General features: G+C 71.1%; 28 protein-coding genes. 13 read left to right on the forward strand and 15 right to left on the reverse strand.

All coding sequences use genetic code 11. The features are described 5' to 3' along the window. Positions 1 to 51: 51 nt before the first annotated feature. The 13 genes from ACU6RU_RS00755 to ACU6RU_RS00815 form a co-directional block, all read right to left on the reverse strand. Positions 52 to 507 (reverse strand): SRPBCC family protein, encoded by a 456-nt coding sequence (locus tag ACU6RU_RS00755; protein ID WP_120263195.1) that lies wholly within the window; start codon positions 505 to 507, stop codon positions 52 to 54. A gap of 113 nt (positions 508 to 620) precedes the next feature. After that, positions 621 to 1,706: a DNA glycosylase AlkZ-like family protein gene (locus ACU6RU_RS00760; RefSeq protein ID WP_446725655.1), complete on the reverse strand. Its 1,086-nt coding sequence runs from the start codon at positions 1,704 to 1,706 to the stop codon at positions 621 to 623. A 43-nt stretch (positions 1,707 to 1,749) separates the two neighbouring features. Then, a complete protein-coding gene (locus tag ACU6RU_RS00765) occupies positions 1,750 to 2,433 on the reverse strand; it encodes an NAD-dependent deacylase (protein ID WP_446725656.1) in 684 nt (227 codons plus the stop codon). A gap of 2 nt (positions 2,434 to 2,435) precedes the next feature. Then, positions 2,436 to 3,167, reverse strand: coding sequence for a sulfurtransferase (locus ACU6RU_RS00770; RefSeq protein ID WP_446725657.1), 732 nt, complete (start codon positions 3,165 to 3,167; stop codon positions 2,436 to 2,438). Positions 3,168 to 3,292: 125 nt separating this feature from the next. Continuing rightward, the gene (locus ACU6RU_RS00775; protein WP_446725658.1) at positions 3,293 to 4,141 is read right to left on the reverse strand and encodes an aldo/keto reductase; all 849 of its coding nucleotides are present in this window, start codon (positions 4,139 to 4,141) and stop codon (positions 3,293 to 3,295) included. A 74-nt stretch (positions 4,142 to 4,215) separates the two neighbouring features. Further along, positions 4,216 to 4,713, reverse strand: coding sequence for an N-acetyltransferase family protein (locus ACU6RU_RS00780; protein ID WP_446725659.1), 498 nt, complete (start codon positions 4,711 to 4,713; stop codon positions 4,216 to 4,218). 44 nt (positions 4,714 to 4,757) lie between these two features. Next, positions 4,758 to 5,615 carry a siderophore-interacting protein gene (locus ACU6RU_RS00785; RefSeq protein WP_120263200.1) on the reverse strand — a complete coding sequence of 286 codons (858 nt, stop codon included), beginning with the start codon at positions 5,613 to 5,615 and terminating at the stop codon, positions 4,758 to 4,760. Continuing rightward, positions 5,612 to 6,445 carry an ABC transporter ATP-binding protein gene (locus ACU6RU_RS00790; RefSeq protein ID WP_120263201.1) on the reverse strand — a complete coding sequence of 278 codons (834 nt, stop codon included), beginning with the start codon at positions 6,443 to 6,445 and terminating at the stop codon, positions 5,612 to 5,614. Before ACU6RU_RS00790 ends, ACU6RU_RS00785 begins: the two co-directional genes overlap by 4 nt. Next, positions 6,438 to 7,478 (reverse strand): FecCD family ABC transporter permease, encoded by a 1,041-nt coding sequence (locus ACU6RU_RS00795; RefSeq protein WP_259455223.1) that lies wholly within the window; start codon positions 7,476 to 7,478, stop codon positions 6,438 to 6,440. The genes ACU6RU_RS00790 and ACU6RU_RS00795 overlap by 8 nt, the downstream gene beginning before the upstream one ends. Beyond that, positions 7,475 to 8,476: a FecCD family ABC transporter permease gene (locus tag ACU6RU_RS00800; protein ID WP_289331054.1), complete on the reverse strand. Its 1,002-nt coding sequence runs from the start codon at positions 8,474 to 8,476 to the stop codon at positions 7,475 to 7,477. The genes ACU6RU_RS00795 and ACU6RU_RS00800 overlap by 4 nt, the downstream gene beginning before the upstream one ends. Next, complete coding sequence (locus ACU6RU_RS00805) at positions 8,473 to 9,405, reverse strand: ABC transporter substrate-binding protein (protein WP_446725660.1); 933 nt, start codon at positions 9,403 to 9,405, stop codon at positions 8,473 to 8,475. Before ACU6RU_RS00805 ends, ACU6RU_RS00800 begins: the two co-directional genes overlap by 4 nt. Positions 9,406 to 9,472: 67 nt before the next feature. Next, the gene (locus ACU6RU_RS00810) at positions 9,473 to 10,120 is read right to left on the reverse strand and encodes an SDR family oxidoreductase (RefSeq protein ID WP_446725661.1); all 648 of its coding nucleotides are present in this window, start codon (positions 10,118 to 10,120) and stop codon (positions 9,473 to 9,475) included. Positions 10,121 to 10,187: 67 nt separating this feature from the next. Continuing rightward, entirely contained in the window at positions 10,188 to 10,697 is a 510-nt protein-coding gene (locus ACU6RU_RS00815; RefSeq protein ID WP_120263206.1) for a bifunctional nuclease family protein, read from the reverse strand. A gap of 76 nt (positions 10,698 to 10,773) precedes the next feature. Here ACU6RU_RS00815 and ACU6RU_RS00820 point away from each other — a divergent pair, with 76 nt between their 5' ends. The 8 genes from ACU6RU_RS00820 to ACU6RU_RS00855 all read left to right on the forward strand — a co-directional run bounded on the left by ACU6RU_RS00820 (position 10,774) and on the right by ACU6RU_RS00855 (position 17,092). After that, a complete protein-coding gene (locus tag ACU6RU_RS00820; protein ID WP_446725662.1) occupies positions 10,774 to 11,811 on the forward strand; it encodes an LLM class flavin-dependent oxidoreductase in 1,038 nt (345 codons plus the stop codon). Next, positions 11,808 to 12,590, forward strand: a complete 783-nt coding sequence (locus ACU6RU_RS00825; protein WP_446725663.1) for an alpha/beta fold hydrolase — start codon at positions 11,808 to 11,810, stop codon at positions 12,588 to 12,590. Before ACU6RU_RS00820 ends, ACU6RU_RS00825 begins: the two co-directional genes overlap by 4 nt. Positions 12,591 to 12,629: 39 nt before the next feature. Beyond that, positions 12,630 to 13,220, forward strand: a complete 591-nt coding sequence (locus ACU6RU_RS00830) for a GNAT family N-acetyltransferase (protein ID WP_446725664.1) — start codon at positions 12,630 to 12,632, stop codon at positions 13,218 to 13,220. 114 nt (positions 13,221 to 13,334) lie between these two features. Continuing rightward, positions 13,335 to 14,132, forward strand: a complete 798-nt coding sequence (locus ACU6RU_RS00835) for an alpha/beta fold hydrolase (RefSeq protein WP_446725665.1) — start codon at positions 13,335 to 13,337, stop codon at positions 14,130 to 14,132. A 235-nt stretch (positions 14,133 to 14,367) separates the two neighbouring features. After that, entirely contained in the window at positions 14,368 to 14,649 is a 282-nt protein-coding gene (locus ACU6RU_RS00840) for a GlsB/YeaQ/YmgE family stress response membrane protein (protein ID WP_120263210.1), read from the forward strand. 171 nt (positions 14,650 to 14,820) lie between these two features. Next, positions 14,821 to 15,771 carry an aldo/keto reductase gene (locus tag ACU6RU_RS00845; RefSeq protein ID WP_120263211.1) on the forward strand — a complete coding sequence of 317 codons (951 nt, stop codon included), beginning with the start codon at positions 14,821 to 14,823 and terminating at the stop codon, positions 15,769 to 15,771. A gap of 48 nt (positions 15,772 to 15,819) precedes the next feature. Further along, the gene (locus ACU6RU_RS00850; protein WP_446725666.1) at positions 15,820 to 16,269 is read left to right on the forward strand and encodes a hypothetical protein; all 450 of its coding nucleotides are present in this window, start codon (positions 15,820 to 15,822) and stop codon (positions 16,267 to 16,269) included. A gap of 196 nt (positions 16,270 to 16,465) precedes the next feature. Beyond that, positions 16,466 to 17,092 carry a helix-turn-helix transcriptional regulator gene (locus tag ACU6RU_RS00855; RefSeq protein ID WP_120263213.1) on the forward strand — a complete coding sequence of 209 codons (627 nt, stop codon included), beginning with the start codon at positions 16,466 to 16,468 and terminating at the stop codon, positions 17,090 to 17,092. 29 nt (positions 17,093 to 17,121) lie between these two features. Here ACU6RU_RS00855 and ACU6RU_RS00860 read toward each other — a convergent pair whose 3' ends face one another. Further along, positions 17,122 to 17,688: a TetR/AcrR family transcriptional regulator gene (locus tag ACU6RU_RS00860; protein WP_446725667.1), complete on the reverse strand. Its 567-nt coding sequence runs from the start codon at positions 17,686 to 17,688 to the stop codon at positions 17,122 to 17,124. A 23-nt stretch (positions 17,689 to 17,711) separates the two neighbouring features. Between ACU6RU_RS00860 and ACU6RU_RS00865 the strand changes: the two genes are divergently transcribed. Beyond that, on the forward strand, positions 17,712 to 18,887 hold the full coding sequence (locus ACU6RU_RS00865; protein ID WP_446725668.1) for an MFS transporter: 1,176 nt from the start codon (positions 17,712 to 17,714) through the stop codon (positions 18,885 to 18,887). A 51-nt stretch (positions 18,888 to 18,938) separates the two neighbouring features. Here the strand turns inward: ACU6RU_RS00865 and moaA are convergent, their stop codons facing one another. Continuing rightward, positions 18,939 to 19,949 (reverse strand): GTP 3',8-cyclase MoaA, encoded by a 1,011-nt coding sequence (moaA, locus tag ACU6RU_RS00870; protein ID WP_446725669.1) that lies wholly within the window; start codon positions 19,947 to 19,949, stop codon positions 18,939 to 18,941. A gap of 196 nt (positions 19,950 to 20,145) precedes the next feature. Here moaA and ACU6RU_RS00875 point away from each other — a divergent pair, with 196 nt between their 5' ends. The 4 genes from ACU6RU_RS00875 (at position 20,146) to cydC (ending at position 26,064) form a co-directional block, all read left to right on the forward strand. Then, positions 20,146 to 21,573, forward strand: a complete 1,428-nt coding sequence (locus tag ACU6RU_RS00875; protein WP_120263217.1) for a cytochrome ubiquinol oxidase subunit I — start codon at positions 20,146 to 20,148, stop codon at positions 21,571 to 21,573. A gap of 10 nt (positions 21,574 to 21,583) precedes the next feature. After that, a complete protein-coding gene (cydB, locus tag ACU6RU_RS00880; RefSeq protein WP_446725670.1) occupies positions 21,584 to 22,615 on the forward strand; it encodes a cytochrome d ubiquinol oxidase subunit II in 1,032 nt (343 codons plus the stop codon). A gap of 87 nt (positions 22,616 to 22,702) precedes the next feature. Beyond that, the gene (cydD, locus tag ACU6RU_RS00885; protein WP_446725982.1) at positions 22,703 to 24,406 is read left to right on the forward strand and encodes a thiol reductant ABC exporter subunit CydD; all 1,704 of its coding nucleotides are present in this window, start codon (positions 22,703 to 22,705) and stop codon (positions 24,404 to 24,406) included. Further along, a complete protein-coding gene (gene cydC / locus ACU6RU_RS00890; RefSeq protein WP_289331045.1) occupies positions 24,403 to 26,064 on the forward strand; it encodes a thiol reductant ABC exporter subunit CydC in 1,662 nt (553 codons plus the stop codon). Before cydD ends, cydC begins: the two co-directional genes overlap by 4 nt. Positions 26,065 to 26,111 lie beyond the last annotated feature (47 nt).

The following is a 26,111-nucleotide window of genomic DNA, read 5'->3' on the forward strand; positions in this document are numbered from 1 at the left end:
AGGCCCCTCCGCTGATCGGAGGGGCCTCTCGTCGTACCGGAGCGATCGAGGTCAGTTCTCGATGTCGCCGCGCCAGGCACCGGTCTCGGTGCCGCGCGACTCGATGAACTCCTTGAAGCGGGTCAGGTCCTTCTTCACGGCGTGGTCGTCGATGCCGATGGCGGCGCCGACCGACTCGACGAAGCCCTCGGGCGTCCAGTCGAGCTGCACCGTCACGCGCGTCTCGTCGTCGCTGAGCTTGTGGAAGGTCACGACGCCGGCATGCTCGTCCTTGCCCTCGACACTGTTCCAGGCGACCCGCTCGTCAGGGTGCTGCTCGGTGATCTTCGCGGTGAACTCGCGCTCGGCCCCGCCGATCTTCACCTTCCAGTGGGTCGTGCCGTCGTCGAGCTGGGTGACCGACTCGACGAAGCTCAGGAAGTGCGGGAACGACTCGAACTGCGTCCACTGGTTGTATGCGACGGAGACGGGCACGTCGACGTCGATGGTCTCGATGATGCGAGCCATGGGCGGCTCCTTTCGTTTCGATTGCGGGGCTGTCACCATGCTTCGCCGTCGGCGCCGCCGTGGCGACCGCCTTGCGACGTCGACGGACGGCTGGTAGGCCCGCGATCGATGTTTCAGTCGAGCCCGCGCACGGGCACGCCGAGCCATTCGGCCAGGTCGCGGATCTCCGCATCGACCATCTCGCGCTCCTCGCTCTCCCACGGCACGAGCTCGTGCAGCGCGGCGACGACGAGATGCTCCTTCGGCTGGTCGAGGGCGGCGTCGAGAAGGCCGATGAACCGGTCGCCGCAGAGGATCGGATGCGCGAAGTAGCCGTACACACGCTGCGCTCTCGGTACGAACTGCTCGAGTTTGTAGGTGAAGTCGAACGCTTCGATCAGGCGGGGGCGGTCGAACAGCATGCCGTCGTAGGGGTTGAGGATCGCGACCCGCCCTCCCGGGTCGTTATCGACGGCCTCGAGCGCCCGCGGGTCGACCCGCCACTTCCAGGTGCTCCCCTCGACGACGGCCGGCTCACCGGCCATCCCCACCCCCGACCACGACGACTTCTGCCGCGCGAGCCCCGCGCCCTGCAGCCGGCGCTCGTCGAGGAAGGCCCCGGCCTCGTCGTAGGTGAGGTCGTCGGGCTCGGCACCGCGCGCCCGCTCGGCGACATCCCACCGGCGCAGCCGACCGGCACGCCCGACGACCGCGACCTCACCGAGCCGCTCGAGCAGGTCGAGCATGCGCGGCACCTGGTTGTCGCTGTACCAGCCGCTGTCGTTTCCGGCGGGCACGGCGGCGGTGTCGGGGATATCGGCCGCCAGCAGCGGTCCGTCGGCGCGCAGCCGCGCCAGGACGTCGGCGCGGAAAGCGCTGTTGGCCTCGAGCCACGCCGCCGTGCTCTCGCGGACGGGACGCAGCCGCATCCGCACGCGCATCGCCGGAAGCATGCTCGCGGGGTGGAACGAGCCGGCGTACTCGAAGAGCTGCCGGTCGTCTTCGACGGCCTTCGTCAGCTGCCCCGGCTCGTACCCCCAGCCGATCCTCGCCCACGGGATCGCCTGCTCGCTGGGCGCGATGACGGCCGTCGGGTCGATCTTGATCGCGCCGATCTGCTCGGCCACCTCGACGACGTCGCCGGGACGGTCTGCTTCGAGCAGCTGCGCCCGAACGATGATGCGGCGGGCCTGCTCACGCGTGAGCCGGTGCGGTTCCATGCCACGACGCTACCGCCCACCCCCGACGCGGCCGAGGCACGCCTCAGAAGCGGGCGACCCACTCGGGAACGGTCACTGCGGCCGGGCCGATCACGACGTCGTCGAAGAGGCGCACGTCTTCGTGGGCCTCGAGGTTCAGCAGTGCGGTGCGTGCACCCGCTTCAGCCGCCACCGCGACGAGGGATGCCGCGGGCGTGACCGCGCCCGATGTCCCGATCACCCAGAAGTGCTCGCACAGGGCCACCGCATCGAAGATGTCGTCGAGCCCGTAGACCGCTTCTCCGAACCACACCACGTCGGGGCGGAGCGCGCGACCCCCGCACGCCGGACAGGGCGGCCGCCCGGCGAGGTCGCCGCGCCACGGCATCCGCTCTCCGCATGTCTCGCACAGCGCCGACCCCAGCTCGCCGTGGATGTGGCTGACGCGCCGCGACCCCGCGCGCTCGTGCAGGTCGTCGATGTTCTGCGTGACGACGAGCACGTCGCCCGGGCGCCGCGCTTCGAGGTCGGCGAGGGCGAGATGCGCGGCGTTCGGCGCGGCGACGGCCGCCGCACGGCGCCGCTCGTCGTAGAACGCGTGGACGAGGGCGGGGTCTGCCCGATAGCCCGCGGGAGTCGCGACGTCCTCGATGCGGTGGTCCTCCCAGAGCCCGTCGGCGGCGCGGAAAGTGCGGATACCGGACTCGGCCGAGATCCCGGCGCCGGTCAGGACGACGATCCGCGTCACGGTCAGCGCCGCGCAGACAGGTCGGGGGCGAGAGACTCGCGCTCGTCGAACACGAAGCACTCGCCGTTCCAGTGCGCGCCGCCCTCGCGCTCGAAGTAGCCGAGGATCCCGCCCTCGAGCTGGTAGGCGTCGACCCCCTCCTCGCGCAGGACGATCGCGGCCTTCTCGCAACGGATGCCGCCCGTGCAGAAGCTGACGACCGTCTTGCCGGCGAGCTGGTCGTGGTGCGCGGCGGCGGCATCCGGGAACTGCGTGAAGCGCTCGATCCGCCAGTCGACGGTTCCCGCGAACGTGCCGTACTCGACCTCGAACGCATTGCGGGTGTCGAGCAGCACGACCTCGCGTCCGGAGTCGTCGTGGCCCTGGTCGAGCCAGCGCCGCAGGTCGCCGGGGGTCACGCTCGGCGCACGTTCGTCCGCCGGACGGATCGTGGGGCGGTCCATGCGGATGATCTCGCGCTTGACCTTCACGAGCATCCGGCCGAACGGCTGCTCGTCGGACCAGCTCTCCTTGGCCGTCAGCGCCGCGAAGCGCGCATCGGCGCGGAGGTCGTCGAGGAACTCGCGCACCGCGCTCTCGGCCCCGGCGAGGAACAGGTTGACGCCCTCCTCGGCCAGCAGGATCGTGCCCTTCAGCCCCGCGCCCTCGGCGCGCTCGCGCAACACGTCGCGAAGCGCGGCGGGATCGGCGATGTGCGTGAAGAGGTACGCCGAGACGTTGAGAACGGATGCCACGCCTCCAGCCTACGAAACCCGCGGCCGCGCGCGGATCGGGCGCAGTTCCCGGCATCCGCCGCAGAATCATCTGCGCGCGTATCCGCGAACTGCGCCCGAAGCCGAACCCCGATCAGGGTCGTCGGTCAGTTCACCTCGGAGGGGTGCGCGCTCACGCGGCCCGAGCCGTCGCCCGGGTCGAGCGCCGAGATCGCGTCGACCTGCGCCGTCGTGAGCTCGAAGTCGAACAGCGAGGCGTTCTCGACCATGCGCTCGCGGCTGACGGTCTTGGGGAACACGATGAATCCGCGCTGCAGGTGCCAGCGCAGCACGACCTGAGCCGGGCTCTTTCCGTGAGCGGCCGCCGCCTCGGCGACGGGCTCGGCGCCGAAGAGGTCGTACTTGCCCTGCCCCAGGGGCCCCCACGACTCGATGCGGACACCCTTGTCGGTCGCCCAGTCGACGACATCCTTCTGCTGATACGCCGGGTGCAGCTCGATCTGGTTCACCGCGGGGAGCACGCCGGTCTCGGCGTAGATCTTCTCGAGGTGCTCGACGAGGTGGTTCGAGACGCCGATCGAGCGGGCGTGACCCGCGTCGCGCAGCTCGACGAGCTTCTGCCACGCGTTGACGTAGTTGCCGTTGGCCGGGGCCGGCCAGTGCACGAGGTACAGGTCGACGTAGTCGAGGCCGAGCTTCTCGAGGCTCTCCGACAGGGCCTTGCGGGGCTCGTCGCCGCCCTGACGGTCGTTCCACAGCTTGGTCGTGATGAACAGCTCGTCACGCGGGATGCCGCTGGCGGCGATCGCGCGGCCGACACCCTCTTCGTTGCCGTAGATCGCGGCGGTGTCGATGTGGCGGTAGCCCGCCTCGAACGCCTCGGAGACGAGCCGCTCGGTCTCGGCCGGGTCGACCTTGAAGACGCCGTAGCCGAGCTGCGGAATCTCGAAGCCGGAGTTGAGGGACACGTTCGGAACGTGGATCTGATCTGCCATGGCTCCACCCTACGAGCGCGCACCGGCCGCGTCGTCGGGATTGACGCGGGGCGTCCCGAGAGGCAAGGCGGTGGTCAGCCGCCGAGCGCGTGCAGGGCGTCGCCCGTGAGGCGCTGCGTCGTCCACTCCGCCATCGGCTCGGCGCCGATCGAGCGGTAGAACGCGATCGAGGGGGCGTTCCAATCGAGAACGGTCCACTCGAGCCGCGAATAGCCGCGTTCGACGCAGACCTCGGCGAGCGACGCGATCAGCGCCTTGCCGTATCCGGTGCCCCGTTGCGACTCGTCGACGAAGAGGTCTTCGAGCCAGATGCCGTGGCGGCCCGTCCAGGTCGAGTAGGTCAGGAACCAGATCGCGATGCCCACGATCGCCCCCTCGCGCTCGACCACGTGACAGAACGCGCGGGGCTCCGCTCCGAACAGCGTCTCGCGCAGCATCTCGGCCGTGTTGTCGACGGCATCCGGCTCGCGTTCGTAGACGGCGAGGGCGTGGATGCAGGCGAGGATGCCGGTCTCGTCACCGGGCCGGGCGGCGCGCAGCACAGCGCCGCCGGGGAGGTCGCGGGGGGTCATCCCGTCAGCGTATCGAGCGTGCGGTGCGCTCCGCGCCGCCGCCGTCAGCCGACGAGGGGGCCGCCGTACCGCCAGTATCCGAGGAACGAGATGCGATCCTTCGCGATGCCGACGTCGTTCGTGAGGAACCGGCGGATGCCGGTGACAACGCCCGACTCGCCCGCGAGCCACACTCCGAACCCGGGGTCGGCGGCCGCCGCGGCGCCGTGCTCCGCGGCCCACGACCGCACGGCCGTGGCGAGGGCGTCGTCACCGGCGCGATGCTCGACGCGGGTCACGAGCGCGCGATCGGCGAGCACGTCGGAAACGAGGTCATCGGCGGGGTCGGCCGCACCGACGATCACGTGCGGCCGCGTCGCCTGCGGCAGCGCGGAGACGATGTTCCGCAGGGCGGGGAACGCCGTCTCATCGCCGACGAGGAGGAACCGGGTCGCCTCGCCCGGCGTCCAATGGATGCCGTATCCCGTCCATTCCATTCGCACGTCGGGCCCCGTGATGACGAGCGGGTCGCCGGGCCGTGCGGCCAGAGCCCACGCGGAGGCGGGGCCCACGGGCTCGTGCAGGAAGAAGTCGACGTCGATCTCTCGTTCGGCGACGCGGATCGCCGACGGCGTATAGGTGCGCAGCACGTTGCGGTCGTTCTCGTCGAGCGCCTTCCACCGGGCGTACCAGTCGGAGGGATGCGGGGTGGGCTCATCGAGCAGGCCGAACTCCGCGAGCCCGGGGTGCGGACGGCCCGGCAAGGGCAGCACGATCTTGATCCGCTGGTCGAGCCCCCACGGCGCGAAGTTCGCCAGAGCCTCGCCGCGAAGGGTGATGCGGACGAAGCCGGGGCTGAGGCGGGCCACGCCGGCGACCTCGACGACGAAGGCGCTGTACGCCCAGGGCCGCTCGGCGCTCACGCTGACTCCTCCCCCGCGCCCGCCCCGGACCGACGCGCGCGGAGCGGGACGACGAGCGGTCCGCCGGTGACGGGATCGTCGACGACCACGTTGGCGAGCCCGAAGACCTCCTGCACCCGCTCACTCGTGATCACCTCGGTCGGCGGACCCTCGGCGAGGATGCGCCCGTCGCGCATCGCCACGATGCGACTCGCGTACCGAGCGGCGTGGTTCAGGTCGTGCAGCACGGCGACGATCGTACGGCCCCGCTCGTTGAGCTCGGCGAAGAGCTCCATCAGCTCGACCTGGTGGGCCACGTCGAGGAAGGTCGTCGGCTCGTCGAGCAGCAGCAGGCCCGTCTGCTGGGCGAGCACCATCGCGACCCAGACCCTCTGCCGCTGGCCTCCCGAGAGCGCCTCGACGGGTCGTGATGCGAGCGGCATCGTCCCCGTCGCGACAAGCGCCTCGTCGACGGCCGAGTCGTCGTCGGCCGACCACTGCCGGAAGAGGTTCTGGTGCGGATAGCGCCCGCGTCCGACCAGTTCGCGCACGGTGATGCCTTCCGGGGCGACCGCCGACTGCGGCAGCAGCCCGAGCCGTCGGGCGACCTCCTTGGCGGGCAGCTCGGAGATCGCCCGGCCGTCGAGCACGACGGTCCCGGCGCTCGGTGCGAGCAGACGTGACAGGCCGCGCAGGAGCGTCGACTTGCCGCAGGCGTTGGGACCGATGATGACCGTGAACGACCCGGGCTCGATCCGCACCGACAGATCGCGGACGATCTCGGCGCCGTCGTAGGCGAGGGTCACGGACTCGGCGGCGAGCGATGTCGCCGATGGGAACGGGTCAGGCACGGCGGCGGACCTCCAGCACGATCATGAGGACGAGGTAGGCGCCGCCGAGCGAGACGGTGACGACGCCGACGGGAAGCGGCGCGGGCAGCACGTGCTGCGCGATGAGGTCGGAGGCGATCAGCAGCACGGCGCCGACGAGCGCGGAGAGCCCGAGCGACAGGTGCGGCGTGCGTGCGATCAGGCGGCCCACCTGCGGAGCCGCCAGCGCGACGAAGGCGATCGGGCCGCCCACGGTCGTCGCGGCCGCGACCAGCACGACCCCGACCAGCAGCGCGAGAGTGCGCACGAGGTGCGGTCGTGCGCCCGTCGCCGCGGCGAGGTCGTCACCGAGCTCGAGCTGCCGCAGCCGCGGCACGAGCGCGAACGACGCGACGACCAAGGGGGCCGCGCACGCGAGCGCGCCGGCCACCGCCGGTGCCGTCACCCCGTTGAGACTTCCCGCACCCCAGGCCGACGCGAACATCGCGGTCTCGAGCTCGATCTGCAGCAGCATCCAGGTGTTGAGCGATGCGAGCATCGCCGAGACCCCGATGCCGACGACGATCAGGCGGAACCCCTGCAGCCCGCCGCGCCAGGCCAGCGCCCAGATGACGACGGCGGTGGCGAGGGCGCCGATCAGCGAGCCGCCCACGAGCACCGGCCAGCTCGACGACACCAGGACGAGGGCGGCGAGCATCCCGGTGAAGGCTCCGCTCGACAGCCCCAGGATGTCGGGGCTCGCGAGCGGGTTGCGGGTGACGGTCTGGAACAGCGCGCCCGCGATCCCGAGGATCGCACCCACACCGAGCGCTCCGAGCGCACGAGGCAGCCGCCACTCGCGGACGACGGTCTCGACGAGCGCGTCGTCGCCGGCCCCCACCAGCGCCGCGACCACATCGCCGGGAGCAACCGGGAAGGTGCCGGCACCGAGTGCGACGACCAGCAGCACCGCAGCGACGACGAGGGCACCCGCTCCGACGACGACGCTGCGCAGACGCACGGGCACATGCACGGCACCGGCCTGCAGCCGCAGCATCCGCGGCCCGCCGCTCACAGGGCGCTCGCCCGACGTCGACGCGCGAGCGCGATGAGGATGGGAGCCCCGACGAACGCCGTGACGATGCCGACCGGCAGTTCAGCGGGGGCGATGAGCACCCGCCCGACGACATCCGCGGCGAGCACGACGATGGGTGCGAGCAGCGCGCTGACGACGAGGATCATCCGGTGATCGGCGCCGAACAGCCAGCGCGCGATGTGCGGCACCATGAGCCCGACGAACGAGATCGGTCCCGCGAGTGCCGTCGCAGCACCCGCGAGGAGGGTGACGGCGACGATGACGCCGATCCGGATGCCGGCGAGGTTCGCGCCCTGCGCACGAGCGACATCGTCGCCGAGCGCGACGGCGTTGAGACCGGCGCCGAGCACGAGCGCCAGAACGACTCCGACGGCGATGAAGGGCGCGACCGGCACGATCGTGTCCCACCCGCGACCCAGCAGCGACCCCGCGTTCCAGCTGCGCATCGCGTCGAACGCTTCGGGATCACTGAGCACGATGCCCGTCGTGATGCCCGACAGCACAGCGCCGAGGGCGACGCCCGCGAGCGTGAGCCGGATCGGGCCGGCCGCCCCGCGCCCGCCCGAGCCGATCACGTACACCGCGAGGGTGACGGCGAGCGCGCCGACGAACGCGAACCACACCGCACCCGACGTCGCCCGGACACCGAGCACCGACATCCCGAGCGCGACCGCCAGTGCGGCTCCGGCGTTGACGCCGAGGATGCCGGGATCGGCGAGCGGGTTGCGGGTGAAGGCCTGCATCAACGCCCCGGCGACGCCCAGGGCGGAGCCTGCGAGGAGTCCCACGACCGTCCGCGGAACACGGAGCTCGGTCACGACGAACGTCGCCTCGGGCGACCCATCGCCGCGCAGCACCCCGATGACGGTGCCCGGTGACAGCGGATTCGCCCCGACGGCGAGGGACGCCGCGACGACGAGCACCAGGGCCAGGGCGATCGCGGCACCCGCCGCGGCGCGTCCGGCTCTCGAGCTCACCGCCCGTCGAGGAAGCGCTCGATGTCGCCGAGCACGCTCTGCGCTCCGCGCGGACCGACGCCGGCCACCCAGGTGCTCGTGTCGACGAGGGTCACCGACGGGAAGGCATCCGCGTTCTGGGTGATCGCCGCGGGCACCGCCGACGCGTCGGTCGTGTCGGAGGCCGTGACGAAGACCGCGTCGGCACGCGCGTCGAGGATGTTCTCGGGAGAGATGTCGGCCTGCAGCCCGTCGGCCCAGTCGTGCTCGGGCGTGGTGTATCCGACGCATTCGAGCAGGCTGCCCGCGAACGAGACGGGTCCGTAGAGGCTGAGCGTCGTCTCGTCGCGGGGGCGGATGACCTGCGCCGTCTTGCCGTCGAGGTCGTGGGCAGAACCGATCTCAGCGCAGCGGTCGTCGACGGCGGTGATCTGCGCGGCGACCTCGTCCTCGCGTCCGAGCGCCTCACCGATCAGCTCGGCGTTGTCGCGCCATGGGTCGGCCTGCGTCGCGATGAAGACGGTGGGTGCGATCGCGGTGAGCTGGTCGTAGAGCTTCGAATGGCGCGCCTCGGTTCCGAGGATGAGGTCGGGCTTCAGCGCGGCGATCGCCTCGAGGTCGGGCTCGGGCACCGTTCCGACGGGTTCGACGCCGTCGACGCCCAGGTATGCCGGGATCCCGGCGACGTTGCTGGCGACCGCGGCCCCCACCGGCGTGATGCCGACGGAGACCGCGGTGTCGAGCTCGAGCGGCTCGAGGGTCACCACGCGCTGGGGCTGCTCGGGCACCTCCGTGACGCCGCGAGCGTGCTCGACGGTACGCGGGGCGGCACTGGCCTCGGGGGCGGCGTCGGCAGCGGATGGCTGCGCGGCGCAGCCGGCGACGACGAGGGCCGCGGCGGCCGAGATGGCGGCGGCGCTCAGGGCGCGCCGGACAGGACGAGACAGCATGTGGGGCCTTCCCTCGGGTCGATCTCGCGGCGGGCGCGATGAGGCAAGGCAACCCTAACAAAAACCGTCAGTCGGCTGCGAGCGCCGCTTCGATCGGGGTGTCTCCACCGGTGAACTCGATCATCCGGCCGACGGTCGCGGGCTCGGCGAGGACCGCGGCGATGACCGCCGCGACATCGCCGCGCGGCACGGACTCCTCACCCGAGCCACCCACCGTGATCTTGCCGGTCGGCTCGTCGAGCGTCAGGCCGCTGGGCGCGACGATCGTCCAGTCCAGTCCGCTCTCGCGCAGGTGCGCATCGGCCTCGGCCTTGGCCTGCGCGTAGGCGTAGAACGAGTCGTCCTCGGGCACGCCGTGATCGAGCCCGGCACCGAAGTAGGACACCATCACGTAGCGACGAACGCCGGCGGCGGCCGCCGCATCGATCGAACGGATGGCGGCGTCACGGTCGACCGCCCAGGTGCGGGCGGCATCCCCTCCCCCGGCTCCTGCAGACCAGACGATCGCATCGTTGCCGCTGAACAGGTTGGTCATCTGGTCCACGTCGAACGACTCGACGTCGGCGACGAGCGGCGTGGCGCCGGTCTCGGCGACATCCCCCTCGTGGTCGCGGTTGCGGATGACGGCGGTGACCGTATCGCCGCGCTCGGCGAGGATCGGCTCCAGTCGCAGCGCGACCTTGCCGTGGCCTCCGATGATCAGGATGCGGGACATGGGTGTTCCTTTCGTCGGGGGTGATGGATCGAGGATGCGGCTGCGCCGGCTCGGTCGGACCGGTCGGTCAGCCGCGGAAGTCGTCGGGATCGATGTCGTCGAGGAACTCGCGGAACTCCGCCACGCGCTGCTCCGCGGCCTCGGGTGTCTCGGCTCCTTCGGGAGCCTCGCTGACCGTGTCGGGGATCCCCGCCTCGGCCAGCACGTCGTCGGCGACGAAGATCGGCGCCCCGGCACGCGAGGCGAGGGCGATCGCGTCGGAGGGCCGGGCGTCGACGACCCGCGAACCGGTGAGCGCGGTCACCGTGACCTCGGCGTAGAACGTGCCGTCGTCGATGCGGGTGACCTCCACGCGATCGACCGTGGCGTCTGTCGCGTCGAGCAGCCGGATCATGAGGTCGTGCGCGAGGGGACGCGGCGGCGACACCCCCTCGACCGCGACGAGGATGGACGTCGCCTCCTGCGAGCCGATCCACACCGGCAGGATCCGGTCCGACAGCGCATCGACGGGCTTCAGCAGGATCACGTGCTGCTGGGCGGGATCGAGTGCGACCCCGAGAACGCGGACCTGGACCATGACTCCTCCCGGGGTCGGTTTCGCCCAGCCTATGCACGAGGGAATGCGAACGGGGCCGCCGACGTTGCGGCTTGACATGCAGCGTTTCGGCACTCTCTCGTTCGGTCACTACGGTCCGCTGGGCGGCGGTCGCGAGCTCACCGCCGGCGATTCGCTGCGACAGGCGATCGACCTCGCGCAGGGCATGGATGATCTCGGCGCCGTCGGCGCATACTTCCGGGTGCACCACTTCGCGCGACAGCAGGCGTCTCCGATGCCGCTGCTGGCCGCGATCGCCGCGACGACGAAGAACATCGAGATCGGCACCGGCGTCATCGACATGCGCTACGAGAACCCGCTCTACCTCGCCGAGGAGGCAGCGGCCGTCGACCTCATCTCCGACGGACGACTCGCGCTCGGCGTGAGCCGCGGGTCACCCGAGACCGTCGTCCGCGGTTACGAGGCGTTCGGGTACACCGGCTCGGCGGATCCCCGCGGCGCCGACATCGCACGCGAGCACTTCGACACCTTCCTCCGCGCAATCGAGGGCGAGGGGCTCGCCGAGCGCGACCCGAACAGCCCCTTCGGCGGCGGCAGCGGGAAGCAGCGGGTCGAGCCCCACTCCCCCGGACTCCGCTCGCGGATCTGGTGGGGCGCCGGCAACACCGACTCCGCCGAGTGGGCGGGTCGCAGGGGGGTGAACCTGATGTCGTCGACGCTCCTCACCCAGGCCGACGGCACGCCGTTCGACATCCTCCAGGCCCAGCAGCTCGATGCCTTCCGCGCCGCGTGGCGCGAAGCCGGGCATCCGGGTGAGCCCCGCACGTCGGTCAGCCGGTCGGTCTTCCCCATCACGACCGCCGAGGACGAGCTGTACTTCGGCGGCAGCAACGAGCAGGACGGCATCGGCTACATCGACGGCATGCGCTCGACGTTCGGTAAGACGTACGCCGCGACGCCCGACGTGCTCGTCGAGCAGCTGCTGCAGGATGCCGCGGTCATGAGCGCCGACACCCTGATGCTGACGATCCCCTCGCAGCTCGGCGTCGAGTTCAACCTGCGCATCGTCGAGTCGTTCGCGAAGTATGTCGCGCCGGCGCTCGGCTGGAAGAGCGAGGCGCTGCAGCCGCGATGATCGCGGCGGAGCGTGGCTCGGGCATCCCGCTCATCGCGGTGCACGGGTTCGGCGTCGATCACCGCATCCTCCTTCCCCTGGAGGAATGGGCGGCCGACCGCCCGTGGCGACGCGTCTACCTCGATCTCCCGTGGGCGGAGGGCACGACCGATCAGGGTCTCAGTACGCCTCGAGAGGTCGCCGACGCTGTCCGCGACGAGGTCGAAGCGATCGCCGCAGGCGGCCCGTTCGCTATCGTCGGCAACTCGTTCGGCGCGATGGTCGCACGTCACGTGGCGCATGAGCTCCGGTCTCAGTGCCGCGGGCTGGCGACTCTCGCCGGCGTGTTCGAGCTCGACCACGACAAGCGGCGACTGCCCCCGCGCGAGATCGTTGTGGCGAACGAGTCCGTGCTCTCCCGAGCGGGTTCGTTCCGGGACGACTTCGCGGAGATGGCGGTGCTGCAGACCCCCGAAGCGCTGGCCGCGTTCGAGAGGTTCGTGCTGCCCGGCATCCAGGGGTCCGACGCGGATGTCCTCGACCGGATCGCCTCCTCGTACTCGGCTGGATACGCCCCCGAACGCACCGACGTCCCGTTCACAGCGCCGAGCCTGCACGTCTTCGGGCGTCAGGACCACGTCGTCGGTTTCGAGGATGGACTCGGCGTCGCCGACCACTACGTCCGGGGGACCTTCGTCGTCCTCGATGGCGCCGGCCACAACGTGCATCTGGAGCGCCCCGATGCCGTGGCCCCGCTCGTCCGCGACTGGCTCCTGCGAGCGGAACAGCACGCCCTCTGACCTCGGTCGGCCCAGCCTCGGTCGATTAGCGTGGATCGCGTGCACGATGAAGACACCCCCGACCACCCGGCATCCGACGCCGCCCGTTCGCGCGGCACCATCACGCTGGTCCGCATCGACCCGGCGGGAGCCGACCGCGAGGAACTGATCGCGTTCATGACCGGCGAGGTGTTCCCGTTCCACGTCGGCACCCGGCCGACGCGCGAGCAGGTCGAGGACGGCATCGCCGACGGTCGGTACCGCGACGACGACAACGACTCGTTCTGGATCGACCACGTCGAGCACGGTCGCATCGGCTTCTTCCGTCTCGAGGAGATCAGCGACGGCGCACCGCTGTTCGACCTGCGCCTCGCCTCACCCTGGCGCGGACGCGGCCTCGCCAAGGAGGTCGTGAAGACGGCGGCCGACCACGTGTTCACGACGATGCCCGAGGTCGACCGCTTCGAGGGGCAGACCCGCGAGGACAATCGCGCGATGCGCCGCGTCTTCGATGCCTGCGGCTGGGTCCAGGAGGCCTACTACCGCGAGGGATGGCCCGTCGAGGGGGCGGAGCCGCTGGGGTCGGTGGCGTACAGCATCCTCCGTCGCGACTGGGAGACCGGCGAGGTTACGCCGCTGCGCTGGTCGTAGCTCGCGCCGAGCACGCACCCTCGCGCCGAGAACGCACCGTCCGGGGTGCGTTCTCGCGGGGATGGTGCGTGCTCGCGGGTCGACGGGCCGGGCGCGGCATCCGAGAATGGACGGATGATGCAACGCCGGCGCACGACGATCGAGCGTGACGGTGTCTCGCTCGCGGTGACCGAGGCGGGCGGGTCGGGGCCTGCTGTCGTGCTGCTGCACGGGCTGGCGGGCAGCTCGCGCGAGCTCATGCCGACCGCCGAGGCACTCGCCGACCGCCACCGGGTGCTGCTGCTCGACCAGCGCGGCCACGGCTTCAGCACGCGGCGGCCCGACGACCTCTCACGCGATGCGTTCGTGGCGGATGCCGTCGCCGTGATCGAGCGACTCGCACCCGGCGAGCGAATGGCGCTGGTCGGGCAGTCGATGGGCGCCCACACGGCGTTCCTCGCCGCGAGCCACCGCCCCGACCTGGTCAGCCGGCTCGTGATGCTGGAGGGGCACCCGGCGGGGAGCGCCGATCCACAGGATGCCGCCGACCTCGGCGCCTTCTTCGCCTCGTGGCCGATCCCGTTCCCCGATGCTGCCGCCGCCCGGTCGTTCCTCGGCGACTCGCCGCTCACCAAGGCCTGGGTCGCCGACCTCGAGCAGACACCGTCGGGATTGCGGCCCCGCTTCGACGCCGACGTCATGCAGGCAGTGATCACCGCGGTCCACGAGCCACGATGGGCGGAGTGGGAGAACCTCGCGGTGCCGACGACCGCCGTGTTCGCCCGCCGCGGCATGTTCTCCCCCGAGCAGCAAGCCGAGCTCGCCGCTCGGCGCCCGGGCACCCGCATCCTGCCCCTCCCCGACGGCAGTCACGACGCCCACCTCGACGCGTTCGCAGCCTGGGTCCGCGCCCTGCGCGAGTCCCTCGCCTGAGGCACCCCTCGCCTGAGGCACCCCTCCCGAGCACGCACCCTCACCGCGAACGGGCACCATACCGGGTGCGTTCTCGCCACGACGGTGCGCGCTCGCGGCACATACGGACCCGGAAGGGTACAACCACGCCGGGCGTGGGCGGAAGGTCGACGGGCTTCCGCCGGAACGGCCATAGCCTGTCGTCCGCCCCGGGTGCCCGACCGGCACCTGTTCCCGCAAAGAAAGAAGAAGCACCATGCTCTGGACGATCCTCGGCCTCATCCTCGTCGGACTGATCGCCGGCTTCATCGCGCGCGCCGTCATCCCCGGCAAGCAGAACATCGGCATCCTGATGACGATCGTGCTCGGCATCGTCGGCTCGTTCGTCGGCGGATTCCTCGGATTCCTCATCTTCAACCACAGCCCCGAGGGTGGCTTCCTGCAGCCGTCGGGCATCATCGGCTCGATCATCGGCGCCATCATCGTGCTCGGCATCTACGTCGCGTTCTCGCGCCGCGGCTCGACCCGCACGCGCTGACACACCTGCGCACGCGCATCGCGCCAACTCCTCAGATCCGGCCGGTCCCGCCTCTCGCGGGGACTCGGCACAGCACCGCGGGTCGGAATCTGAGGAGTTGGCGCGTCGTCGTCCGGCCGTCTGGACCGCACGAGCCGGAATACCGACACCGGCCCGGGCCTTGAACTCATCATGAGCACGATCGGCAACAGCGACCTCTCCGTCTTCCCCCTCGCCCTCGGCGGCAACGTCTTCGGCTGGACCGCCGACCGCGACGCGTCGTTCGCGATTCTCGACGCCTTCGTCGAGGGCGGCGGCAACTTCGTCGACACCGCCGACTCGTACAGCGCCTGGGTCCCCGGCCACACCGGCGGTGAGAGCGAGACCATCATCGGCGAGTGGCTCGCTGCACGCAGCCGCCCCGAGGTCGTCGTGGCGACCAAGGTCAGCCAGCATCCCGACTTCCGCGGCCTGTCGGCATCGAACGTCCGCGCCGCGGCCGAAGCCTCACTGAAGCGCCTGGGCGTCGACGCGATCGACCTCTACTACGCCCACTTCGACGACGCGGAGACCCCGCTCGACGAGACCGTCGGCGCGTTCGGGCAGCTCGTCGCCGACGGCCTCGTCCGCCACATCGCCGTGTCGAACTACACCGCCGAGCGCATCGAGGAGTGGCTGCGCATCGCCGACGAGACCGGCGTCGCTCGGCCCGTCGCCATCCAGCCGCATTACAACCTCGTGCACCGGAACGACGTCGAAGAGACGATCGTGCCGATCGCCGAGCGCGAGAATCTCAGCCTCGTTCCCTACTTCGCCCTCGCCAAGGGCTTCCTGACCGGCAAGTACCGGTCGACGGATGCCTCCGGGCACGACTCCCCGCGCGCCGAGGGGGCAGCCGTCTACGCGACGCCGCAGGGCCTGCAGATCATCGACACGCTCGAGCGCATCGGTTCCGCGCACGATGTCTCTATCGCATCGACGGCACTCGCCTGGCTGCGCTCGCAGCCGACGGTGGTCGCACCGATCGCGAGCGCTTCGCGCCTGGAGCAGGTGCAGGGCCTCCTCGACGGCGGACGCGTCGAGCTCACCGCCGACGAGGTCGCCGAGCTCACCCGCGTGTCGACCTGGACGCCGGAGGCCTGATCGGGGGCATCCTCGGTGGGCCTGTTCCCGCAGGCTAGGGTTCGGATCGTGGGGTGGTCGGTGCTCGGTCTGATGACGAGCATCGCCGTGCTCGCGCCGAATGCGCTGCTGATCGCCTGGCCGCCACGAGGCCCGGCGCCCGATGCTCGGGTGCCGGTGCCGCTGGCCTGGCTGGAACGCGCCGGACAGGCTCTCTGCCTCGTCGTCCCCGCCATGACCGAACCGGGCGGCATCCGACCGTGGTGGGCGCTTCCGACGGCCGTGGCGCTCGCGACGTACTACGGGCTGTGGATCCGTTTCCTCCGGGCCGGGCGATGTCAGGCGATGCTCTACGCGTCCCTGCTCCGGATACCGGTGCCGATGGCGGTGACTCCCGTCGTGGCGTTACTGGCCGGTGCCGTCTGGCTCGACAACCCGTGGATGGCCGGCTCGGCACTCGTCTTGGCTGCCGGCCACATCCCTGTCGCGCTGGCCGCTCGTCGTTCGCTCGTCGCGTGACGCTGACCATGGCCGGACACGACACGCGACGCCCGGCTCGGAGATTCACGCGAACCTCGGAGCCCTGAGGCCGCAGGCTCCGAGGTTCGCCGTTTCCTCCGAGGTTCGCCCACCGAAGCGCTCGACCGCGCGAGCAAACCGACAAATTTCACGGTGTGGTAAGACCACAGCGTGTTTTCCGTGTTTAATGAGTCCTATGAGCACCGCGACAGTCGGATACAGCGCCATCTCGAGCTACTCCCGCGTCGAGATCCTGCACCTCATCCAGGAGCAGCCCCGCCGGACGATCCTCGAGCTGCAGGAGGCGACCGACCTGCACCCGAACACCATCCGCGAGCACCTCGCACGCCTGATCTCCGATGGCTTCATCGTGGCGGAGAAGGAACACCGCACCACCCGCGGCCGCCCCCGCGTGCTCTACAGCGCCGCCGACGGCGACGCCACCCGCAGCGCGATCCAGCGCCGCAAGGTGCGGGATGCCGCGCAGCGCGGCGACCTCATGCGCCGCGTCCTCACCCTCGACGTCCCCGACGTGCTCGAGACCCGCGCCCTGCACCAGATCGACGCCCTCGTCGAAGAGCTCGAGGACGAGGGCTTCGACCCGATCATCGACGACACCGCACTGACGGTCGATCTCACCCCGTGCGCGCACGCGACGGCGCAGGCCGACCATCGCGAAGTGCTGTGCAGCGTCCACCTCAGCCTGCTGCAGGGCGTGCTCACCGAGGCGGGCGGCCCCCTCGCCGTCGACGGTATGCGCTCCTCGTGCGATCCGTCGGTGTGCATCATCCAGCTGCTTCACGCCGCCACCACGCACGACTGATCCCGAGCACGCCGGGCGCGGGCCCGCCGTCAGCGCCGAGAGGCCGCGATCAGCATCGCCGCCGTCGAGCGCGCCAGATCGGTGTCGTGGCCTCGCTCACGCAACCGCATCGCCAGGTCGCCGCTGACGACGAGAAGCAGTCGCTCCGCGAGCTCGCCCGCGTCGGCGCCCGCGATCGGCCGGGCGAGCTCGGTCAGTCGGGTGCGCATGCCGACGGTGTCGGCGCGGACGGCGGATGCCACCTCCGGCGGCGGATCGGCGTACTCCGCGGCCGCGCCGAGGAACGCGCACCAGCGCGATCCGCGCGGCTCGTCGCGAAACGCCGTCAGCGCGTCGAACACCGCCAGCAGTCGCCCCTCGTCGTCGTCGCTGCGCGCGATCGCGGCGTCCCATGTCTCGAGCCAGGCCCGCTGCCGGCGTTCGAGGGCTGCGGCGAGCACCGCTTCCTTGCTGGCGAATCCGCGGTAGAGCGTCGCCGCCGAGACCCCGGCACGGGCGATCACGGCGTCGATCGGGGTCGCGGCGATGCCTCGCGTGAAGAAGAGGTCCTCGGCGGCGTCGAGGATGCGTTCCTCCGTGCGCGGCCGCATTCCCATGCCAGCACTCTATGCTCGGGAAAGTGAAACGATCGTTTTCGTTTTGGCGATGGGGGCTCGTCGCCTCGGGAGTCGCGCTCATCGCGGCGACCTACGGCCTCGTCCGCCTCGCCTTCGGACTTCATCTGCCCGACATGAGCGCCGACCTCGGTGTCGACACCGCCGCGGCCGGTCTCGTCTCGGCTGCAGGGTCGATCGTCTACGCCCTCGCCGCATGCGTCGGCTTCCTCGCCGCCGAGCGCCACCCCCGCGTGCTCGTCGTCGCGGCGACCCTCACGGCGAGCGGCGGGGCCGTCGGGATCGCGGCAGCAACGGATGCCGCAGTCTTCGCCCCCGCGGCGGCGATCGCCTCTGCCGGCGCAGGGCTCGCCTCGCCCGCGCTCGTGCGACTGGTCGCACGTTCGTTCGCCAATCGCGCGTCGAGCACGCCCCAAGCCGTCGTGAACGCGGGAACCGGCCCCGGCCTGGTCATCGCCGGCGCCATCGCCCTGGCACTCACCCCCGACTGGCGGCTGTGCTGGCTGATCGCGGCGGGAGCCACAGCCGTCGCCGGGATCGCCGTCCTCGCTGCCGATCGCCCGCCGAGGGGCCCATCGGAGGACGAGCGGACGGGCCGGGCCGCGCTCGTTCCGCCGCGAGCATGGTGGGCGGCGCATCGCCCCGCGATCGCGGCATCCGTCCTCCTCGGAATCGGCGCGGCGGCGATCTGGAACTACGGCCGCACCATCCTGGTCGATGCCGACGGAGCGCCGACGCAATCGGTGCTCGCCTGGATCGTGCTCGGATGCGGCGGCGCCGCCGTCATCGTCACGTCGCGACCTGTCGCGGGCCTGCAGCCCCGGACGCTCTGGTTGGTCGGCGCCGTCCTCATCGCCGGCGCGACCCTCGCCCTCGGCGCAGCTCCGACCCGCACGGTCCTCGCACTCGGCGCGTGCGCCGTGTTCGGGTGGGCCTACGTCACGGCCTCGGGAGCCCTCATCGGGTGGACGACCCAGATCGACGGCGGGCACGCGGCGGCCGGCACGGCCCTGCTCTTCGTGACGTTCATGGTCGGGCAGGCGATCGGCGCCGCAGCCCTCGGCGCCCTGCTCCCCGTCGCTGGGCCGGCGATCGTCTTCGCCGCAGCCGCCGCGATCGCCGTGGCTGGAGGCGCCAGCCTGACCGCACCCGGGAGCCGCCGCGAGGTCGTCGACGCCTGACCGTGACGATCGCGACGACCCAGGGGTCGCCTTTCCCCCGGTGGTTGCCGGTCAGCCGCCGATCGCGTTCATCCCCCGAGCGGGCTGGAGGAACCCGGGATCGTCGATCGCGTGACCGGCCTTCTTGCCCGCGATGCAGTTGCGCAGCACCCGATCGATCCGCTCGGCCCGCGCCCCCGGCGACATCTCGGAGCGCAGGACCGGGAGCAGGTCGTACTCGTCTATCGAGAACAGGCAATTGCGCAGCTGGCCGTCGGCCGTCAGCCGCATCCGATCGCACGCACCGCAGAACGGCGCCGTCACCGACGCGATGACCCCGACGGTGTGCGGGCCGCCGTCGAGCCGCCAGCGTTCGGCAGGCGCACCGCCCCGTCCCGGGACGGGGTCGAGGCTCCAGCGCGCCGACAGCGCCTCGAGGATCTCTTCACGAGTGACCATGCTCGACCGGTCCCAGGTGTGGCCGGCATCCAAGGGCATCTGCTCGATGAACCTCATCTGGGCGTCGTGCGCGACGGCGAAGGCCACGAGGTCGGCCAGCTCGTCGTCGTTGACGCCGCGCATCGCGACGGCGTTGATCTTCAGCGGTCGCAGCGCCGACGCCTGGGCGGCCCGCACACCGTCGAGCACATCGTCGAGTCGGTCGCGACGGGTGAGCGCACGGAAGCGTTCGCGGTCGAGGGTGTCGAGCGAGATGTTCAGGCGCGCGAGGCCCGCGGCGACGAGGTCGGGAAGCACCTCGGGCAGCCGGATGCCGTTCGTGGTCATCGCGATCTCGATCGGGCCGTCGGGCGACTCGATCGCCGCGAGTCGCCGCACGATCTCGACGAGGTCGGTGCGCAGCAGCGGCTCACCGCCGGTGAGGCGGAAGGTCGTGATACCCGCCGCGGCGGCGACCGTGGCGATCTCGACGATCTCGTCGAGGGTCAGGATGCTCTGGCGGGCGAGCCATTCATTGCCCTGCTCGGGCATGCAGTAGGTGCACCGCAACGAGCAGCGGTCGGTCAGCGAGATGCGCAGGTCGCGGTGGACCCGGGCGAATCTGTCGACGAGCGGCTCCCCCATGGGTCGAGCGTAAGCGGCCGAAGCGCACCCGAGGGTCGCTTGTCGCGAATCGCCGCTGGCCGGTGTGGTCTGACAGCACCTTGATAAGTGGTCAGACCACGCGTAGCATTATTCCCGGCCGCCCCTGAGACCGGGGAAAACCACACTCGATACCTTCAGCCTGTCGAAACCTTCGCCTCCCGAAAGGCACCTGCCGATGGACTTCCTCGATCCGCTCCTGCTGGCCCGCTGGCAGTTCGGTCTGACGACGCTCTACCACTACCTGTTCGTGCCGCTGACCCTCGGGATGGCTCTCGTCGTGGCGATCTTCCAGTCGGTGTGGCACCGCACGGGCAACGTGAAGTGGCTGCACCTGACCCGCCTCTTCGGCAAGATCTTCCTGATCAACTTCGCCATGGGCGTCGTGACCGGAATCGTGCAGGAGTTCCAGTTCGGCATGAACTGGTCGGCATACTCCCGCTTCGTCGGTGACATCTTCGGTGCTCCGCTGGCTTTCGAGGGCCTCCTCGCCTTCTTCTTCGAGGCGACCTTCATCGGCCTGTGGATCTTCGGGTGGGACAAGCTGCCGAAGGCGCTCCACCTGTTCTCGATCTGGATGGTCGTGCTCGGCTCGACCCTCTCGGCCTACTTCATCCTCGCGGCCAACGCCTTCATGCAGAACCCCGTGGGCTACCAGATGGCCGCCGACGGCGGACGGGCGGAACTCATCGATTTCGGCGCCGTCCTCACCAACCCGATCGTGCTGGCCGCTTTCCCGCACACGATCTTCGCCGCCTGGATGTTCGCCGCCGCCGTCGTCATCGCGGTCGCGGCCTGGCACCTCTCCCGCGCACAGCACATCGAGACGATGCGCCCCGCGCTGCGGTTCGGCATGTGGGGCATGATCGTGTCGTTCATCGGCGTCGCGCTCTCGGGCGATCAGCTGAGCCTCGTGATGGTCGCGACCCAGCCGATGAAGATGGCCGCCGCCGAAGCGATGTTCAACAGCGCGTGCGGAGCAGACGCATCCTTCTCGATCTTCTCCATCGGAACCCCCGACGGCACCGAAGAGATCTGGTCGCTGCGCGTGCCGTACCTGCTGTCCTTCCTCTCGACGCACAGCTTCGACGGCTGCGTCGAAGGCCTCAACGATCTGCAGGCGCAGTACACCGAGACCTTCGGGGCCGGCGTCGACTACCGCCCCATCGTGTGGGTCACCTATTGGTCGTTCCGCTGGATGATCGGCCTCGGCGGCGTCGCCACCCTCATCTCGGTCGCGGGCCTCTGGCTGACCCGCAAGAAGGCCCAGCGCCCCGTCGCCCGCTGGATGTGGAAGGTCGCGATCTGGTCGGCTCCGCTCCCCCTCCTCGGCAGCCTCGTCGGCTGGGTGTTCACCGAGATGGGCCGCCAGCCCTGGATCGTTTTCAGCCTCATGCTCACCGAGGACGGCGTCTCACCCAACGTCCCCGGATGGACCGTGCTCATCTCGCTGATCGCCTTCACCGCGGTCTACGCCTCGCTCGCGGTCGTCGAGTTCGGGCTCATCCGCAAGGCCGCGCAGAAGGGGCCTGACCCGCTGCCCGAGCCGGGCTCGCCCGAGGCCGAAGATCCTGCGGCCTCCCACACCCAGACCACCGTCTACTGAGGAGCACCACATGGATCTCGCATACGTCTGGTTCTTCATCGTCGGAGTGCTCTTCGTCGGATACTTCGTCCTCGACGGTTTCGACTTCGGCGTCGGGATGTCGTTGCCCTTCCTCGGCAAGGACAACGTCTCGCGTCGCCAGATCATCAACACCATCGGCCCGGTCTGGGACCTCAACGAGACCTGGGTGATCGTGGCAGGCGCCTGCCTGTTCGCGGCGTTCCCGGAGTGGTACGCGACCCTCTTCAGCGGGTTCTACCTGCCGCTGCTGCTGATCCTCATCGCCCTGATCCTGCGCGGCGTCTCGTTCGAGTACCGCCACCAGCGCGACGACGCCACCTGGCGCAAGCGCTTCGACCTCATGATCGTGGTCGGCTCGGCGCTCCCCGCCTTCCTCTGGGGTGTCGCGGTCGCCAACATCGTGCAGGGTGTGCCGATCGACGCCGACAAGGAGTTCACGGGCACCCTGTTCACGCTGTTGAACCCCTACGGCTTGCTCGGCGGCGTCGTGACGCTGTTGCTGTTCTTCACCCACGGCGTGTACTTCGTCGCGCTCAAGACCGACGGCGATGTCCGCGCGCAGGCCCGACGGCTCGCGACGAAGTCGGGACTGCTGACGCTCGTCGCCGCCGCCGTCTTCCTCGCCTGGACCGTCCTGTCGGCGATGCAGGCGCAGGCGCCGCTCCTGCCGCTCGTGTTCGTCACCGCCGCCGTGGCCGCCGTCATGCTGATCGGCGCCATCCTCGCCAATGTCCGGGGCCGCGAGGGGTGGGCCTTCGCGGGAGGCGCCGGCACCGTGATGTTCGCCGTGCTGACCCTGTGGCTGTCGCTCTTCCCGAACGTGATGCCGTCCTCGACCGACCCGGCGTGGAACCTGACGATCGAGAATGCCTCGTCGACCGACTACACGCTCACGATCATGACGTGGGCGGCCGTGATCTTCCTGCCCCTCGTGCTCCTGTACCAGGGCTGGACCTACTGGGTCTTCCGCAAGCGCGTCACGCGCGCACGGATCGAAGAGGCCGAGCTCGTCACCCACTGACCGAGCGACGGGATGCCTCGGATCCGCGCGATCGCGCCGGGCCCGAGGCATCCCGGTCCCGGGGTAAGGCAGGATCGAAGGGTGAGCATGGACGACTCCGAGGCGCCCGCGCGCTCGAGCGGGCGGCCCGTCGATCCGCGGCTGCTGCGCTACGCCCGCACCTCGCGCGTCTTCTTCGTCGCGATCGGGGCGATCGGCCTCGCCCAGACCGCCGTCGTCGTCGGGTTCGCCTGGCTGACCACCCAGGCGATCGTCGGGGCCATCGGCGGGATGCCGATGGGCGACCTCATGCGGACCCTCGCCGCCCTCGCCGCTGTCGTGGCCGCGCGCGCCGGGCTGCTGTGGCTGCGCGAAGCCGTCTCGGCGCGCGCCGCGGCCCGCGTCCGCAGCGAGTTGCGCGGCGGCCTCACCTCCGCCGTCGGGCGCCTCGGGCCCGGCTGGCTCGCGAGCCGCAACTCCGCTCAGCTCGCCATCACCGCCGGCCGCGGTCTCGACGCCCTCGACGCGTACTTCGGCCGCTACCTGCCGCAGCTCGTCCTGACGGTCATCGCCACGCCGGTGCTCATCGCCGTCATCTGGTGGAGCGACTGGATCTCGGGACTCACCGTGCTGCTGACGATGCCGCTGATCCCCCTGTTCATGGTGCTGATCGGTCTGGCCACCCGGGCGGTGCAGCGCGCGCAGTGGCAGACGCTCCGTCAGCTCGCCGCCCGCTTCGCCGACACCGTCCGCGGCCTCTCGACGCTCACGGTGTTCGGCCGGCAGCACCGGGCGGCGGCCTCGATCGAGCGGGTGACCGAGAACTACCGCATCGAGACGATGCGCGTGCTGCGGGTGTCGTTCCTGTCGGGCTTCGCCCTGGAGTTCCTCGCCTCGATCTCCGTGGCGATCGTGGCGGTCTCGATCGGATTCCGGCTCATCGACGGCTCGCTCGCACTGTCGGTCGGACTCTTCGTGCTGCTGCTGGCCCCCGAGGCCTACCTTCCGCTTCGTCAGGTCGGCGTCCAGTTCCACGCCGCCGCCGAGGGGGTTGCCGCCACCGACGACGTCTTCGAGGTGCTCGACGCGGCACGCGCCCTTCCGCTGCAGGGTGCTGCGGGCGCCGCTTCGACGGACGCCGCGACGAGCGCGACGGCAGAGCACGGCGTTCTGCGCGCTCGTGGTCTCCGGGTGCGCCGCGGCGACGCTCTGCTCCCGCCGGTGTCGTTCGCGGCGACGCCCGGCACGATCACGCTCCTGTCGGGTCCGAGCGGCGCGGGCAAGTCGAGCGTGTTCGCCGCGCTGCGCGGTGTCGCCCCGTTCGAGGGCGAGCTGACCCTCGACGGTGCGCAGCTCCCGCCGCCCGCCTCGTGGCTCGCCTGGGCCGGGCAGGATCCGGGGCTCATCGCCGGCACGGTCGCCGAGAACGTCACGCTCGGCGCCTCCTCGGAGCGCGCGCCGGGTCCGGCGGGCGAGCGGGCTGTCGCCCGTGCTCTCGCGGCTGCCGGCGCCGACGGCATCGACCCGGCCCTCGAGCTCGGCGTTCGTGGCGCAGGCCTGTCCGGGGGTCAGGCGCAGCGCGTCGCCGTCGCCCGCGCTCTCTTCCGTCACGCGAGCGGCGGCGCGCCGGTCGTCGCCCTCGACGAGCCGAGCGCCGCCCTCGACGCCGAGACCGAGGCCGCACTGTGGCAGAGCCTGCGTCGCGTCGCCGACGACGGCGCGACGGTGCTGCTCATCTCGCACCGGGAGTCGGCCCGGACGATCGCCGATGTGCTGGTCGATGTGCGACCCCGATCCGAGGTGACGGCATGACCACGACGTCCGACGTGCTCCGCGGCGCGATGCCCTCGCCGCGACGGTTCTGGCGCGCCCTCGCGACGGGGTTCGCCACGGAGGCCTCCGCCGTCGCTCTCCTCGCGTGCAGCGCGTGGCTCATCGTGCGCGCGAGCGAGCAGCCCGCGGTGATGTACGTGATGGCGGCCGTCGTCGGAGTGCGTGCGTTCGCGATCTCGCGGGCCGTCTTCCGCTACCTCGAGCGCCTCACGTCGCACGACGCGGCGCTGCGTCAGCTCGCCGCGACACGCACCGACCTCGTCCGTCGCCTCATCCCGCTCGCCCCCGACGGGCTCGGCCGCATCCGCCGCGGATCCGCGCTGTCTGCTCTCGTCGATGATGTCGACGACCTGCAGAACCTTCCGTTGCGGGTCGTGGAGCCGCTCGTGGCGTCGGCCACCGTCGCCCTCGCCGCCGTGGTCTTCGTCGCAACGGTGTCGTGGCCGGCGGGCCTGACTCTGCTGGGCTGCCTCGTCATCGCGGCAGCTGCGGCCACCGGCTGGGGCTGGGTCGCGGGAGCCCGCGCGGAACGGACGATCGCGCCGCTCCGTGCCCGGCTCGCCGACGCCGTCGCCGACCACCTCGGAAGCCTCGACGTGCTGCTGGCATACGGAGCCGAGGAGCAGAGCCGTCGGCGTGTCGAAGCCGCGGACGCCGATCTCCGCCGCGCCGTCGTCCGCCGGGCCGGCGCGCAGGCCGGCAGTGCGGCGATCGTCTCGCTCGCCGCCGGCGCCGCCTCGATCCTCGCCGTCATCGTCACCGCACCGGATGTCGCCGCCCTCGGCGGTCCGTGGCTGGCGGTCGCGGTACTCGTGCCGATGGCCGTGTTCGAGGTCTTCCAGACGGTTCCGCTCGCGGCGGCCTCGTGGCGTCAGGTCCACGCGTCTGCGGAGCGCATCGCCGAGACCGTGCCGAGCGGCATCCCCGCCGGTCTCGTCGAGAGCAGCGTCGCCCCCGCGGGTGTCGCGCCCGCCCTCGGCGACGGACTCCGCCTGCGCGACGTGTCGGTGACGTGGCCCGGAGACGATCGGCCGACGCTCGCCGGGATCGATCTGGACGTCCGTCCCGGCGAGCGCCTGCTCGTCGTCGGGTCGAGCGGGGCGGGCAAGTCGACGCTCGCGCACGCCCTGGTCCGCTTCCTCGACATCGACGGCAGCTACCGTGTCGGGGGCACCGACGTCCGCGAGCTCTCCCCCGACGACGTACGCCTGACCGTGGGACTGTGCGAACAGCAGCCGATGCTCTTCGACGAGGACATCCGCCAGAACCTGCTGTTCGCCCGCGACACCGCGACCGACGCCGAGCTGGAGGCGGTGCTCGAGCGCGTCGGTCTCGGCGGCTGGCTCCGTGAGCGCGGGGGTCTCGATGCGCGCGTCGGCGAGCACGGCGCTCTCGTCTCGGGCGGCCAGGCGCAGCGCATCGCGCTCGCACGTGCGCTGCTGCACGGCTTCCCCGTGCTGGTGCTCGACGAGCCGACGGCCGGGGTCGACCCCGCAGCATCCGACGCGCTGATGCGAGATCTGCTCTCCGCCGTCGACGCGGACCGCGCCGTCGTCCTCATCTCGCATGTGCGGGTGCCGAACTCACTCGTCGACCGCACGGTCCGCATCTCCGACGGAAGCCTGCACGCCGCCTGAGACGCGAGCCACACCCCGCGAGGTCCCAGTTGGGCCGGGAAACCTGC

It is taken from the genome of Microbacterium sp. F1-18, assembly GCF_052921305.1.